The organism is Paenibacillus sp. NPDC058177, from assembly GCF_042883835.1.
Taxonomy (GTDB): Bacteria; Bacillota; Bacilli; order Paenibacillales; family Paenibacillaceae; genus Paenibacillus_AQ; species Paenibacillus_AQ agri.
The window spans coordinates 779457-794565 of the sequence record NZ_JBHVVB010000002.1 but is presented as its reverse complement, the minus strand read 5'-3'; the positions used below and the strand labels follow the sequence as shown (position 1 = coordinate 794565).

Genomic DNA, 15109 nt, shown 5'->3' with positions numbered 1-15109 from the left:
AGTTAGTTGAGATTAAAGGCTTCGGCTAGTAACCGGTAACCTTCGATTTTTTGTTCGTAATCAGGCGTCAAAGATACAAGCATAAATTCGTCTACGGAATAGGTGGCTTGCAGTTCTTCCAATTGCACTTTTACCGTTGCTGGAGAACCTACCAGAATTCGATTTCTATTCTCCCGGATTCGCTCCAGAAGACCAGGCTCCTTGGGCAATTGACTCGCGGTGGCTAAGCTTGGAATACCTTGTAGTGCCACACCCGATTCGATCAGGATCACCGCCCAATCTGTACTTTGGGCAATCTCCTCTGCCTGTTCATCGGTCGCTGCTGTCACGGCTTGTATGCTTACGACGACTTTCGGTTTTTGGTAATAAAGAGAGGGCCTAAAATGATCCATATAGTATTTGACCGCAGCTCTTCCGTCATAAGCGTTAATAAAATGTGCGAAGGAGAAGGGGAGGCCTTTTTCAGCGGCAAGCTTGGCAGTATAGCTACTTGAGCCTAGCATCCAAATGTGCGGATGGCTTGTTAATCTCGGCGTGGCATGTAATCCCTGGAATCGATGCCCTTCCGGCAGCTCTCCATGCGTATAAGCCAGTAATTCGTCCACTTGCACGGGGAACCGGCTGTTATTTCGAGCTTGGCCGTCTTGCAATGCGAGCGTAGATAGTGGTGCCCCTCCAGGTGCTCTGCCAATACCCATATCAATTCTTCCTGGAGCAAGTGCTTCCAGTACATTGAAATTTTCTGCCACTTTATAAGCGCTATAGTGAGGCAGCATAATTCCGCCGGAGCCGATTCTAATCCGCTCTGTTTTGGCTGCCAGGTGGGAAACGAGAACTTCAGGAGAAGAGCCGGTCAGGCTGGGTGTATTATGATGCTCAGATACCCAGAATCGGGTATAGCCAAGCTTGTCAGCTTCTTGGGCAAGCTTGATTGTATTTTGCAAGGCCTCTGCTTGTGTTTGTTGTTCAGCAACGGGCGATTGATCAAGAATACTTAATTGAATCAAGTTGTGCCCTCCTTTCTATTTGTTAATCCTTGTCTGAATGCTATTATGTAGTATGGATGTTAAAATAGGAAGTAGGCACTATATTGTTCTATAGGAACATAAAAGGTATCTATAGGCTTTTTTGAACCTTTAATTATTATTTATTTTTGATGCAAATTAGGAGGATTTAGTCATGAATAAGCAAAAGAAATATATGATTGGCGTGGAGGTTACTCTGGAAGTAATTGGGGGAAAGTGGAAGGGGGTTATCCTGTATCATTTAACCAATGGGAAGAAACGGACGAATGAATTACGGAGTTTAATGCCTGAAATCACGCAAAGAATGCTAACCAAACAGCTGCGGGAATTGGAACGGGACAAAGTGATTAATCGTCATATGTACAACGAAATTCCGCTTCGGGTAGAATACGAGCTTACTGAATACGGCTTGAGTTTGAAGACGATCTTGGATCACTTCTGTTTGTGGGGTGAGAATCATTTAGAACATATCCATGGAAATAAAGATTTGCTTGAGCAATGGGAATATTGAATCGTAGATTATAATTTAAATATTTCAGATTGACCCCAATGGAACGCTCGATTCAAACGAAAAGGTATGCTTCAGCATGAGTTTCCTCACTCGGTAAAAGCTATGAAAGCCAGCACTTCTGAGGTTGTTAATGTGCACGGTCTCAGTTCGTACGCCTGTTCGCCAGCATACAGGTGGTTTCGCTGCCAGTTACGATCTTCTATTGATCCAAGCATTGACGGATAGGTAGCTTAGCTCTATTAACTGACAACAGTAGCCCCATAATGGCAGCGGCGTCTGGAATATTGGATTTTATGTTCCAAACGCCGCTGTATTTTTTAAGAGATTTCAAACCACTTATAATTAAAGCTAAAACACCCTACAATAGAGTAATTCCAACACAATATTATATAAAGTACCACTTTGAAACAAGATAACGATTATTATTAGGTTGTCTGCATAAAATATATTACAACTAAAAGTATTAGACTCGGAGAATAAAGTTATAGATTGGCTGTGCAGCGCACTAGCTTACAGCGAACTGTACGCCTGCCGACGGCAAATTTTCAGGAAGATCATCAAATCTTTAATGGGAATGATACGAAAAATTTTCATCTTCAAGCCAAAAATAATGAAATTGAGTTCTGAAAAATCTGACGGCTCAACATGTTCAACCTCAAGAAAATATTAGATCTGTAGAATTTTCAAAATACGAATCATGTAACCACAATAAAAAAACAATTAATTTGACCATCCGTTCCAGTGAGTTCATAGGTGGCATGGGTTACTGGCGCTCTAGATTTATAGAGCATGAACTACTGGTATAGATTGAGGTTGGGGAGCAGAATCATCCAAAACATCAATAGTTGAGATAATCTCAGTGAGTAGAAAATAATTATTGGACCTTTTTAAGACTAAACTTTCTAGAATGATCTTATAAATATAAACGTAAATGGTTAAACCTAAGGAGATTATCATAAAAATCATTAAGTACATTGTCATTCCGTTGAGCGAATCTTCGTGTCCTATTACTGCACTAATGTAGCCTGTCCAAACTGCAAACTGCATAATACCCAGGAGTGTTATAATATACCAATTATTATTTTTAAGCTGTTCCCCCTCCTTAAGATATACATTAATTAATATTTTCCTTTGTGCTGTCGTAAGACTCGAAATTGTAGACCGTAGTTTTGTAAACACATATGCTTTTCGCATAGGCGCCAAATTAGTTGGAAATAAAATCTCCGATAATATTTTTTTGGTCTCTAATAAGTCTTTAAATTGATTGAAATTTTTACGGGCATAATGAACCCTACTGAAAGAAGATAACCGTAAAAAGAGAAAGAACAGGAAAAATAAACTTAATACTAGATATGTAACCCACCACTCATCCTTCGGTGAAAAGTAAGCCATTAAAGAAATAATGCTACAAATTAACACAAATGATAATGACAGGAATAAGTAAGAATAGATATTTTTGGTTGAATCATCAAATTTTTTCAACGTAGCATTAAAATTTTTAAATATCTCATTTTCCTGTTTAAGAGAATTTAAAATTTCTTCGTCTGTCAACTCCATAAAAACCACACCCTTCAAATAAATAAGATATTAATGCTAATACGAGGAAGAAAATAAACAGTTCCAAGTCCTGCATAATAGACATAAAGAAATCGAACTGTGGGTAACTTGTACTCCAAGTTGCAGAATTACAACGATATCTGTGCCAGCGTCAAACTGTAAGGAGCTTCAGCTGCTACTAGTTGTTCTTCCAATGTCCACGTCAAACAGCGATTAGTATGTCCGTTAGCTTAATCTGTAGAGAAATGCTTTAATGTATAATGCTTCTTATTGTTCTTTTGACAGTGTATTCAGAAAAGATGTCAATACTTCTAGCACGATAGATTTCTACAAGCTCCCCTTATAAATGCCAAAACTTTTATTTAGGTTCGATTAAAAATAGATAGAATAATCTATAAAGGAATATAGCGGATAGAGAAATATTTGATGATAACCACTATAGTTCACGTTGGTCTTATTTAAAGTTGTAGATTCTCGCCTCGAGGCGAGCGTTGGCTGGTGCTTCAATCATTGATTGATAAGGTCGACTTCACGGAAATTATATTAAATTTCATATAATGGATTTATGTAGTGTGAGAGAGAGTATGTCTTCAGTGCGGAGGCGGCCAAACGATAAAGATAATTATATTTTGATTTAGAAATATATATTTTATTACCATGGATGCGGAGGTGTTCTGATGCTAAAACGCTATTCATATTCTTTTTTCTGGACTGTAGGGTTTCTTCTTCTGCTCTATTTAGCGAATAGATCTTTCCTTTACTTTGATATTAAATATAAACACACATTTAATCTGTCCTACAATTTGTTGCCTTGGGGAACAATTCCGATTTTAATTGGCATTTATTTTGCTTTGTATAAGGGTTTCCCTAAATCGGTTACAGTGAATTCATCTATTTAATTACAATGGGTATTCTCTCATTCCATTTTTATTTGGTTTTTCTATTGTGAAGACTTTTTTTAAATGAAAAATTTATTATCTCTTTTTTATTTTATATTCTCCGAAGGTAACAGTGAGCGTCTTTCCACGTCAAGTTTGCGCTTGATTTTATCTAAGAGATGTTTATAATATGTTTATGTAATTAAACGGATAAACGAAAGGGAGGGAGCGGTATGTGCCAGGAGACTGAGCATATTGTGGAACAGTTTAAAGAATGTATTCCTTTGCTGGATGTGCTGACAGATGAGAAGCGTCAGGCAATCATTTTACTGCTTGCACAGCATAAAATGGGGCTTAATGTTAACACAATCGCAGAGCAAATAAATTTGTCCAGACCTGCCGTTTCCCATCATTTGAAGGTGTTGAAGCAGTCTGGTTATGTTAGCTACGAGAAAAAAAGTGTCGAAAATCACTATATCCTGACTGTCCGCAAACCATTAGAGCAACTCAAATCATTAATTGAGGCCATTGAAACCCAGTGCGCACACCTTAATAATTAGTAATTGATTTAAGTGTGTTTTTCTTGCATAATAGGTCCATATGTTTAAACTAATGATCATAAACTGATGACATAACGGAAAGTCATGATCATTTTTATATAAAAAGCAGCAGTAGACCGTTAGTTAGGGGGGAGCGTATATAGCATACAGCAAAACGCCGTTGCCAAAACAATATTTGATGCACTATCCGTTCGTTTGTTTAAACTAATGATCCTAATGGGAGTGATTGAAATGAAAGCTATGTTGATTGAGAAATACGGTAAAGATGTACCTTTGTTGATGAAAGACAGACCTATGCCTGAGATTGGAGAAGATGATGTACTGGTTGAAATTCACGCAGCCAGCCTGAATCCTATCGACTTTAAAGTAAAAGAGGGAAAAGCAAAATTCCTGCTCAAGTATGACATGCCTTTAATTTTGGGAAATGATTTTGCAGGTGTGATCACTAAAGTTGGCAGCCGAGTGAAAGACTATAAACCCGGAGATGAGGTGTACGGGAGACCGCGCAAAGGCAGAATTGGGACATTAGCTGAATATATTGCGGTTCACCAAGACGATATTTCACCAAAGCCGCGGAACCTGAATTTTGTAGAAGCAGCCTCTATACCACTGGTCGGACTTACGACGTATCAAGCTTTTCATGATGTTTTGAAGCTGCAAAAAGGGCAGAAAATCTTGATCCATGCTGGAGCAGGCGGTGTAGGTACCTTTGCCATCCAACTAGCTAAATTAATGGGTGCTTTTGTCGCCACCACAGCCAGTGATAAGGGATATGAATTGGTTAAATTGATGGGTGCCGATCAGATTATCAATTATAAGAAAGAGAATTTTGAAGAACTGCTCACAGGATACGATGCTGTGTATGACACCTTGGGCGGCGAAGCCTTGGAGAAATCATTCCAGATTCTGAAGCCACATGGGAAAATAGTTTCCGTCTCCGGTCTGCCTAACGCAAGATTTGGAAAAGAAGCGCAGCTAGGCTGGATGAAGACGACCCTTTTATCCATCGCCAGTCATAAGCTTACCGCGCTCGAGAAGAAAACGCAGAGTAGTTATCATTTTCTTTTTATGAAGCCAAGCGGTGCGCAATTAAAGATCATTAAGAAATTTATTGAAGAAGGCCACATTAAGCCGGTGATTGATAAGGTGTTTGATTTTAAAAATGCCGCGCAAGCCTTGAAATATCTGGAGGGTGGAAGTGCCAAAGGAAAAGTTGTCGTCAAAATAAAGTGATCACAAAGGGAGACTTTAAATGAAACTGATATTGAAATGGAAATGGCCCATTGTGGCGATTTGGATTGTCGCTGCAGCCTTGTTAATTCATTTTATGCCGGATATGGAGCAGCTTGTTCGTGAAAAAGGTCAGGCCGGTGTTCCAGAGAGATACTCTTCGAGGCGAGCGGATCGGTTGATTCACGAGTTGAGTGGAAAAGCAGAGAATGCGAATGAAATGTCGGTCGTCGCAGTTTTTCATAGTAAGGATAAGCTGAATACAAAGCAGATGGATCAGATTGGGTCAGGAATTCAAACGCTGGAGCAGCAGAAAGCGGACTTAGGCATTCGTTCCATTTTGTCCCCAGACAATGAGGATATGAAAGAGCAGCTTCGCTCTAAAGACGGAACTACGGCTCTTGCTGTGGTTACAGTAGATATAGGCGACCGCTCTAAAGAAGAGATCAGAAATCTTCTCATGGACAAATTGGAACAAGTAGAGGTGGAACATTATCTAACCGGATCTGATCTGATTATGGAGGATTTCGTCAAGACGACACAAGCTGGTGTCAAGAAAACAGAAGGTGTTGCCGTCGTCTTCATTATCGTTGTCTTGATCTTAATCTTCCGCTCACCGGTGACCCCGATCATATCGCTTGTTACCGTGGGAATAACATTTCTAATCTCGTTAGGTATCGTAACTCAGTTAGTCGACAAGCTCAATTTTCCATTCTCCGGATTTACACAAATTTTCTTGATCCTGGTCCTTTTCGGGATTGGCACAGATTATATCATTTTGCTATTTATGCGGTTCAAAGAAGAGTTGTCCCGGCAGGAATCCACACTGGAAGCGATTATTCATACCTACAAAACCGCTGGGCGGACCGTATTATATAGCGGAGTGGCGGTGCTGATCGGTTTTAGCAGCTTGGGACTGGCTGAATTCCAATTGTTCAAATCCGCGTCAGCAGTCGGCATCGGAGTGGGGATCTTGCTCTTGGCCTTGTTCACGATTGTACCGATCCTTATGGGACTTCTCGGTCGTCTAAGCTTCTGGCCTTCCAAAGCGGCCGGTGAACATAACGGAAACAAGCTGATCTCTGGTATCACAGGCTTTGCTGTAAAACGCCCCATTTGGGGGATTCTCATTACGATCGTGATTGCGGTGCCCATCTCTCTTTTCTACTCCGGGCATTTGAGCTACAACTCGCTGGACGAGATCCAGGATTCATACCCGTCCGTCAAAGGCATTAATATAGTTTATGATCATTTTCCGGCGGGACAAGCATCCCCTACAACGGTGGTCATGAAGGCAAGAGAGAGCCTCGATTCTTCAGACAATTTGGTCTTTATCGACAGGGTTACCGAGCAATTAACTTCTATTGATGGTGTAGATAAGGTATTTAGCGCGACCCGGCCTCATGGCGAAAAAATCAAAGAACTATACACCACTGACCAATCCGCCTCGCTAAGTGAAGGTATTGGAAAAGCGAATGACGGAATTGGCACGATTAAGGATGGATTATCAGGAGCAGTGGATAAGCTGGCAACTGTTCCGCTGGATCAATTTAGTAAAGTAAATGATTTGGTTACTGGGACCAAGAAGGTACAAGCGGGAATTAATCAATCTATTACAGCACTGAACAAGATTTCTGCCGGGCTGGACAAAGGGACGGTTGGCGCAGGGGAATTGAAACAGGGCTTACACAGTCTGAATGGAAATTTGGCGAAACTGAATGAGTCAACAGCCACGATAAGCTCAGGTCTCCCCAAAATTACAGAGGGATATAATACACTCTACACACAGTATGACAATATCAAGAAGTCACTGGATAGCATCATAGCAGTCTCCAAAGGTATGAACGATACGATAGGACGCTTGGAAGCGTCCAATAGTGAATTAAAGAACAGCTCTGACTTTGTAGTATTGAAAAGTACGTCGGCAGCCCTTAGTGAACAATTGGCTAAGTTAATCCAAGGGATGAAGCAGTTAAACCAACAGTTCAATGCCGTGAACGGTCAATTGGCTACTGTTCAGCAGGGCATGCAGCAAATTCAGCTTGGGCAGGATAAGATCAGACAAGGCTCTATACAGTTGGAGGCTGGTGCTGCCAAACTGCAGGATGGACTTGCTCAAGGTAGTGCGGGTCAGAAACAGGTTACAACGAAGATGCCAGCTCTAGCAGAAGGAATGAGCAGCATCGTACAGGGACAAGTGGAGTTAAATAAAGGACTGAGCAATTTAGCAAGCAATCTTCCTCAGCTGAAAAATGGGCTAGGGGATAGTGTAAACGGATTGCAGAAGATCTCTGATGGATTGACGAGCACAACCAATTACTTGAACGAAGTTGTACGAACAGGCGCCTCCGAAACCTTCTTTATTCCAGAAGAAGTGCGCACGGGAGCAGCATTCACCAAGTCGTTGGATACGTATATGTCTTCAGACAGACATGAAGCCCAGTGGACTATTCTTTTGAAGGACGATCCTTATTCCTCGCATGCGATGGAGACTGTAAAGCAAATTCAGGACAGATTTGACCAATTGCTTCAGCAGTCCAAATTTGCCAAGGCTGAATACGGGATTGGGGGAATATCCTCGCAGAACCAGGATCTTAATACGATGTCCACGGGAGATTTTACAAAGACAGCAGTGATTATGCTCATTGGGATATTCATCTTCTTGGTGATTATTACACGGTCCTTTTGGATTCCACTTGGGGGGATCATTTCGTTGGTACTGGCGTATCTTACGGCATTGGCAGCAACAGAATGGATCTTCGGTACTTTCACAAGTCATAAGGATCTGACATGGACGATTCCGTTCTTCTCGTTCATTATGATCATCGCTTTGGGAGTAGATTATAGTATCTTCCTGATCATGCGATATCTGGAGTACAAGGATCGAAATCCGCGTCAAGCGATCTATGAAGCCATGAAGCACACAGGTGGGGTAATCCTCTCGGCGGTTCTTATTCTTTCAGGCACGTTTGCCGCTATGATTCCATCAGGCGTATTAACCTTGGTGCAGTTGGCTACAGCAGTCATTATTGCTTTGGCTTTGCTGGCCGTGTTGCTTCTGCCTCTGTTCTTACCAGCGTTTATTAGTCTTTCTACAGCGTCATTCTTTAAGAAAAAGACTGATCAATAAAAAGACTGATCAATAATAACTGGCTGAACCAATAAAGCTAGCTAAATCAATAAAACTAGCTAAATTTACTCTAACCGCCATATGCGGAACCGTATGTACAGTGGTGTGTGGACGGGGGCTCGCTGCTCCCTCCTACTTCATTAGGACGGTACAATGTCTGTGGTTGAATTTTATGAGTATGACGAAAAAAGTTGGTTGGGGCGCATTTTTGCTTAGTCGCGGAGAAATAACCGTAAGTGTTTCTACATGTATCTTTAGTGATCTGCCGATCATTCTTGACTGTATTCAGACTGTATTTAGTTTAACCCGCATAAACCTTGATGTTGCAAGGTGTATTGCGGGTTTTTGCTTACTCTTCTTGGACTAGATTTAATTTATTCTTATTGAATTTAATATTCGCTTTCTTGGATTCAATGTTCCCTTATTGAGTTTCATTTCGGTTAGCTACTGGCACTTCGCTGTGCTTTGAACGTTAGGGGATTATTTTTTTGAAAAAGTACGATAGAATCTCCAAGATGTAAATTACTAAAACGTAAATCTCCAAAATGTAAATTTCCAAGATATTAATGGCAAGATGCATATCTCCAATATGCGTATCTCCAAGATGCATATCCACAACATATGAATCTCCAAAACGTAAATAAAGGCATTTTTGTACCTTAATTTGGACGAAATAGAGGTTTGGATTAGATTAAGGTCATTTTTGTACCTTAATTCTTCAGGTTCGCGCCATATAGCTTATTTTTCGGAAAATAAGGTACAATAATGCTCTTATTTTCCTTATTATCCTCAAAAAGAGAAATATAAGGTGCAAAAATGCTCTTAATTGCGAATAGAGTGCCATTTATCGTCTTTAAAAAGACTAGAGCAACAGCGAAAGAAGGCTTCATCGTCACTCAGGGGTTTGCCCCCGTAGGTGCCGTAGGGTCTTATATTTAAATCTTAAGTTCACATAATATGAGTAAAAATATTTAAAGTTAATCCCCGATTATCTACATCAGGATCATCTTTCAAGTCCTCAATATAGCAAATGTCCTTTGTGGGGACTAGTTATAAGAACCTAAGTCTAAATAGTCTATGTAGTATTTATACTTTTTATATATTATAATATATAAAAAGTATCATTAATATCGTAAAAGAAAGAGGAGAACAACTTGTTAAACGATAAAACGGAACTATCAGAAGCCGCAGAGGCCTCAGAAATCGCAGAAATCTCAGAAGCCGTAGAAGCCGCAGAGGCCTCAGAAATCGCAGAAATCTCAGAAGCCGTAGAAGCCGCAGAGGCCTCAGAAATCGCAGAAATCTCAGAAGCCGCACAAGCCGCACAAGCCGCAGAAGCAGAAGCCAAAACAACCACAGACAACGATCATTGGCGGAGGGCCGGCAGGGATGTTTGCAGCTTTTTATGCAGGGATGCGTCAAGCTAGTGTGAAAATCATTGATAGCATGCCTCAATTGGGGGGCCAGCCGATCGCACTTTATCCAGAGAAATTTATATATGATATTGCTGGTTTTCCTAAAACTACGGCAGCGCAGCTCACACAAAACTTAGAGGAACAGATGAGTATGTTCCCTGTAGAGATCTGTCTGGAAGAGAAGGTGCAGCAAGTTATCAAGAGGGATGAACGCCATTTTGAGATTATTACGGATAAATCCACTCACTATAGTAAGTCTGTTATTGTGACTGCAGGCGTTGGAGCGTTCGAGCCGCGTCGTTTGGATTTGTTGAATGCTGAGCGGTATGAAGGCAAGAACCTGTATTATTTTGTAAAGGATCTCAAGCAATTTGCTAATCAGCACGTCATTATCAATGGAGGCGGAGATTCGGCAGTGGATTGGGCGCTGATGCTTGAGCCGATTGCCCAAGAGGTCACTCTTATACATAGACGAGACAAGTTTCGGGCGCATGAACATAGCGTAACGAAGCTGATGGCCTCCAAGGTTAATGTTATCACCTCAGCAGATATCACCGAATTGCATGGGGATGAGCGAATTGAGGAGATTGCAGTTCACTTGAGCAAAACAGGGGAAACGCTGTCGATTTCATGCGATGCCCTTATCGTTAACTTTGGCTTCGTGTCCTCCATTGGACCGATTGCCGAGTGGGGGCTGGATGTACAGAAGGGCTCCATTGTTGTCGACACCCGTATGGAAACAAGCATACCGGGGATTTTCGCTGCAGGAGATATTACCACCTATCCAGGAAAAGTGAAGCTGATTGCTGTGGGCTTTGGTGAAGCACCTACCGCTGTCAATAATGCCAAAGTATACATTGATCCAACCGCGAAATTATCGCCGGGCCATAGCAGTAATTTAAAATTATAGGGGAGTGATCAAGATGATCGAAGTTAGTGAAGAAGCGCAATCGGCTATTCAACAGATGATCCGGGAGAATGAAGGCTCCAATCTTTTTCTCCGAGTAGGTATTGAGGATGGCGGGTGCAGCGGATTGTCTTACAGTCTGAAGCTGGACGATGAATTGAGTGATGAAGATGAAGTACTGCAATACGAGAGCTTTAACGTCGCATGGGATAAACGGAGCATCGAATTTTTGGAAGGCATAAAGATTGATTATACGAATCAAGGTATGGTTGGCGGCTTTATCATTGATAATCCTAATGCCAGAACGACATGCGGCTGTGGCGCAAGTTTTAGAACAGCGACTTATAGAGGCAAAAGTCAGAAGTGTGATTAACGATGGCATCCAGTGAGTGAAGCCCGAGATATTTATATAAAAATAAGTCCCCTTAAGCTAAAAAGACTGCTAAGGGGACTTATTAATTTCCACTCTTTATTTTCAAGTATCCGATAGAAATAGCTGCTTATGCTTCCCAGAAAGCCTTTATCTCTTCAGCAATAGCTTCCTTAGCTAGTTCAAGGCACTGATCTTGTGTCTTCGCGTACACTCTTTTATTGCCGACCATCACATAGGGGACAGCCCGGCACATATTGCACATCGTCAAACAATCGGTTCTCATAACTGCAACTTCAGGAAATTCTTCCTCCAAATCCTCTAAGGGAAGCGCAGCGATGGAATTACGGGTGCATACTTCAACTACAACAAGTCCTAATGACATTATATTCACCTACTGTAAGCTTTGCTTTTTAATAGAATACGTGCAACGTTGACCGCCATCTCCCAAGCATTCCAATCTTTTAATTTCGGCATCGCCGAGCAAAGACTGGAACATTTTTAATTCACAATGGCAGACGTTTTTGAATTTGGCAGCAACATGTTCGATCGGGCAATTATGTTCCGTCAACAAGAACTCATCCTCGCTAACCTTCTCCAGCTCAACCATATAGCCATTTTCATTTTGAATATGGGCTAGTGCCTCTACGCGTTCAGCGATATCTTTTTCCTTCATGGTCTCGCCATATTTATCAATCAATTTATTCTTGCGGCTGTCAAAAAGCTTCTCAACGGCCTCTGATCCAAAGTGCTCTTCCAGTTCAGTCAGCAGCTCCACAGTCAGTGTGTGATAGTTCTTGGGAAAGAACCCACCTGCTTGTTCGGTTAAATGGTACACAGTGGTTGGCCTGCCTAATGTTTGCCGGAGCATTCTTGAAGATATAAGATTATCACGCTCAAGTGATTGTATATGCCTGCGAACCGCCATAATGGTTATTCCGAGCTCATCGGTGAGATCCTTGGTACTCATGTCTCCTTTGGTTTTAAGAAGATGGAGTATGATTTCCCTAGTCGGAAGCTGTTGTATCACATCTGGGGTAGTCATCTATGATCACCTTCCGTAACGTAGTGTGTACTTGTAAATACTATATCCAAAATATTATATGCTAATTTGTTTAGTATGTCTAATTAAGCATGATTGGGGTAGAGAAGGACTAATAGTACATGTTAAACTTATTATACATATATATTGAAAAAGTATTCAAAGGGGAGTATATTCTTAATGTAGCATTACATAAAAAAAGCAGGGAGGAGCGAGCTAGATGCCATTTGTAATAACAGAAGCGTGTATTAATGAAAAGGTGGCAGATTGTGTGAATGTGTGTCCTGTCGATTGTATCGTAGAAGGAGATGACCAATTCTTCATTAATCCTGATGTATGTATTGACTGCGGCGCGTGCGAAGTGGAGTGTCCGGTGAGTGCTGTTTTCTATGAGGAAGATTTACCAGAGCACTATTTAAAATATATCGATAAGACAGCGGAGTTTTTCAGAACCAAGTAAACGGTTAGTCGTTATACTAGAAAAGGCCGGAGCATGATGCCCCGGCCTTTTTTTATCGCTGTTCCTATTCAGTTTCGGATAAACGTAATTTCATCATTAATGCTATCAATGGCCAGTTCCTTCCCGTCCAAATACCAAGTATCATTGTCAACCATAAAAAAGGTAATTCCACCCGATTCATAGCTGATACTCATATCTTGAGGGTCTGCCTTCATAATTCCAAAAGCAAAGGCATCTTCTCCTCCCCCGCTATACCGTACGAAGATCCGCACAAAATCGCCCTGTTTGAAATCCCACTCTGTGGTAAAGCAATGCACTGCCGCATCTGTAATTGTAAGCTTCATGTAATGGCCCCTCCTTGTGTATTAGTTCTCTCATGTATTTTTAAATATATTAAACATATATGTATATAAATTATGATGAAAAGGTACCGTTTTGTCAATGTGTGAAAAGGGGAAGGAGAGCCTTATGGGAGGTGATAGCTCATCGATCCTCCCTTTTGTGTTTCTCTAGTTCAGCATGTAATCTCGCATTCTCTCTCAATAATTCTGCCTTCTCGTCCAATAGTCTCTGTACATCCGAGATGGCTGCACCCGATACCCAGCCAGGCAAATTGTCTCTTCCTGCATATTCTGGAAGCTTGTCCTGAATCACCATATGAATGTGCTGCCCGACTTCAACATGAAAGATGGGGATTTGCGCCATGACGGATTCCTTGAACGCTTGGAATTTCGGATAGTTCTCCATCATGACAAAATCGTATGGCTTCTGTCTTAAGGCATCATCCGTAAGGACAAAAGCAAATCTAGGTTTACCGAGTTCTCCGGCATACTCATATTCCCAGTGGGAAAGTAGATGAAATGAAGACTTGCAGTTTTTTGGTCATAGGCCACCTGTATTACATAAAATTTAGTATAAATCGTAGCATTGGATGCCTTTATCCGTCAATGGAATGGCTTATTGAAGCGACAGTTATCTATCTTGAATCTTCTAAGTGAGCAGTTGTAGTTATGGGCAATGTCTTTCTAGCTTCATTTACATTACAAATATCATATGTTACTATTAACATAAGGTAATGATAACAACATAGGATTATAAAATCAATCGGCTTGTTCTCTACCTGTACTAACGCTAATCGAGGTGGAAATATCATGGATCAACAGTCTCTATACAAGACGGAAGCAGGGAAAGCTGCTGTTTTGGAAATCTATCATCAATTGCTGAATAAGATCACTGTTCCTTATGAGGGATTATTTTTGAATACACGTTATGGAAAAACTTATGTCATCGCAAGTGGATCGATAACGTCGCCGCCACTGATCCTGTTGCATGGGTCAGGTTCCAATGCCACCATGTGGGTGGGGGATATATCACACTATTCCAAAAGTTATAGAGTCTACGCTGTAGACATCCCAGGTGATCCCGGGAAGAGCGAGGATATACGTCATCCGCTGAAGAGCGATGCATATGCCGAGTGGATGAATGATGTGCTTCGCGCATTACATCTTGAACAAGCAACACTGATCGGGATTTCTCTAGGGGCTTGGATGGCAGTGAATTATGCCGTGAAGCATCCGGAGAAGGTGGATAAGCTGGTGCTGATGTCGCCTTCAGGCATTGGCCCTCAGCGGGCGTCGTTCCTGTTCAAGGCCATGCCATTCTTACTCATGGGTGAGAAGGGGAGGGACAAAGTCTCTCGTCTCGTAAATGGTATTGTGGAGCTTCCGGAACAGTCCATGCAAAATACGAAGATTATCGCCCGCCATTTTCGCTTTCGCTCAGAGACAGTGCCGATTTTTACAGATCAGGAGCTTGGACGCTTGATAATGCCGGTTCTTTTAATTGCCGGTGAGAGGGACGTTATGCTTCATTCGCAAAAGACCGCAGAACGGCTTTCCAGCCTGCTGCCTCATGCTAACATTCAGCTGCTTCCAGAATACGGTCATGTTCTGATCCGGCAGACACCCCGGATATTGCCGTTCTTGTCAGGTAACTCGAAGTAAGATATAAGCGAAGCAAATAAA

14 protein-coding genes and 1 pseudogene are annotated in these 15109 nt (G+C 41.5%); 9 read left to right on the top strand and 6 right to left on the bottom strand.

Annotation, left to right across the window (positions count from 1 at the left end):
* Positions 1 to 2: 2 nt before the first annotated feature.
* A complete protein-coding gene (locus ACFVU8_RS13540; protein WP_387427842.1) occupies positions 3 to 1007 on the bottom strand; it encodes an LLM class flavin-dependent oxidoreductase in 1005 nt (334 codons plus the stop codon).
* A gap of 172 nt (positions 1008 to 1179) precedes the next feature.
* On the opposite strand from ACFVU8_RS13540, the gene ACFVU8_RS13535 reads away from it, so the two are divergent.
* Positions 1180 to 1536 carry a winged helix-turn-helix transcriptional regulator gene (locus ACFVU8_RS13535; RefSeq protein ID WP_379468081.1) on the top strand — a complete coding sequence of 119 codons (357 nt, stop codon included), beginning with the start codon at positions 1180 to 1182 and terminating at the stop codon, positions 1534 to 1536.
* Positions 1537 to 2316: 780 nt separating this feature from the next.
* Here the strand turns inward: ACFVU8_RS13535 and ACFVU8_RS13530 are convergent.
* Positions 2317 to 3093 carry a hypothetical protein gene (locus ACFVU8_RS13530; protein ID WP_387427839.1) on the bottom strand — a complete coding sequence of 259 codons (777 nt, stop codon included), beginning with the start codon at positions 3091 to 3093 and terminating at the stop codon, positions 2317 to 2319.
* 1111 nt (positions 3094 to 4204) lie between these two features.
* On the opposite strand from ACFVU8_RS13530, the gene ACFVU8_RS13525 reads away from it, so the two are divergent.
* From ACFVU8_RS13525 to ACFVU8_RS13500, 6 genes are all read left to right on the top strand, one after another.
* A complete protein-coding gene (locus tag ACFVU8_RS13525; protein ID WP_387427836.1) occupies positions 4205 to 4531 on the top strand; it encodes an ArsR/SmtB family transcription factor in 327 nt (108 codons plus the stop codon).
* A gap of 231 nt (positions 4532 to 4762) precedes the next feature.
* Entirely contained in the window at positions 4763 to 5764 is a 1002-nt protein-coding gene (locus ACFVU8_RS13520; protein WP_387427834.1) for an NADP-dependent oxidoreductase, read from the top strand.
* A gap of 19 nt (positions 5765 to 5783) precedes the next feature.
* Entirely contained in the window at positions 5784 to 8891 is a 3108-nt protein-coding gene (locus ACFVU8_RS13515) for an MMPL family transporter (protein ID WP_387427833.1), read from the top strand.
* Between the two features lie 1154 nt (positions 8892 to 10045).
* Positions 10046 to 10318 carry a hypothetical protein gene (locus tag ACFVU8_RS13510; RefSeq protein ID WP_387427832.1) on the top strand — a complete coding sequence of 91 codons (273 nt, stop codon included), beginning with the start codon at positions 10046 to 10048 and terminating at the stop codon, positions 10316 to 10318.
* A complete protein-coding gene (locus ACFVU8_RS13505) occupies positions 10281 to 11216 on the top strand; it encodes an NAD(P)/FAD-dependent oxidoreductase (RefSeq protein ID WP_387427831.1) in 936 nt (311 codons plus the stop codon). Before ACFVU8_RS13510 ends, ACFVU8_RS13505 begins: the two co-directional genes overlap by 38 nt.
* A 13-nt stretch (positions 11217 to 11229) precedes the next feature.
* Entirely contained in the window at positions 11230 to 11586 is a 357-nt protein-coding gene (locus ACFVU8_RS13500) for a HesB/IscA family protein (protein WP_387427830.1), read from the top strand.
* 127 nt (positions 11587 to 11713) lie between these two features.
* Here the strand turns inward: ACFVU8_RS13500 and ACFVU8_RS13495 are convergent, their stop codons facing one another.
* Together ACFVU8_RS13495 and ACFVU8_RS13490 are read right to left on the bottom strand one after the other, a co-directional pair.
* Positions 11714 to 11968 carry a DUF1450 domain-containing protein gene (locus tag ACFVU8_RS13495; RefSeq protein WP_066364815.1) on the bottom strand — a complete coding sequence of 85 codons (255 nt, stop codon included), beginning with the start codon at positions 11966 to 11968 and terminating at the stop codon, positions 11714 to 11716.
* 9 nt (positions 11969 to 11977) lie between these two features.
* Entirely contained in the window at positions 11978 to 12628 is a 651-nt protein-coding gene (locus ACFVU8_RS13490; RefSeq protein ID WP_387427828.1) for a helix-turn-helix transcriptional regulator, read from the bottom strand.
* A gap of 217 nt (positions 12629 to 12845) precedes the next feature.
* Here ACFVU8_RS13490 and ACFVU8_RS13485 point away from each other — a divergent pair, with 217 nt between their 5' ends.
* Positions 12846 to 13085 (top strand): ferredoxin family protein, encoded by a 240-nt coding sequence (locus ACFVU8_RS13485; RefSeq protein ID WP_387427827.1) that lies wholly within the window; start codon positions 12846 to 12848, stop codon positions 13083 to 13085.
* Positions 13086 to 13153: 68 nt separating this feature from the next.
* Here the strand turns inward: ACFVU8_RS13485 and ACFVU8_RS13480 are convergent, their stop codons facing one another.
* A complete protein-coding gene (locus ACFVU8_RS13480) occupies positions 13154 to 13429 on the bottom strand; it encodes a HesB/YadR/YfhF family protein (RefSeq protein WP_387427825.1) in 276 nt (91 codons plus the stop codon).
* 139 nt (positions 13430 to 13568) lie between these two features.
* Positions 13569 to 13934: pseudogene (locus ACFVU8_RS13475) on the bottom strand (DUF4062 domain-containing protein); the annotation flags it as partial.
* Between the two features lie 302 nt (positions 13935 to 14236).
* Here ACFVU8_RS13475 and ACFVU8_RS13470 point away from each other — a divergent pair.
* On the top strand, positions 14237 to 15088 hold the full coding sequence (locus tag ACFVU8_RS13470) for an alpha/beta fold hydrolase (RefSeq protein WP_387427823.1): 852 nt from the start codon (positions 14237 to 14239) through the stop codon (positions 15086 to 15088).
* Positions 15089 to 15109 lie beyond the last annotated feature (21 nt).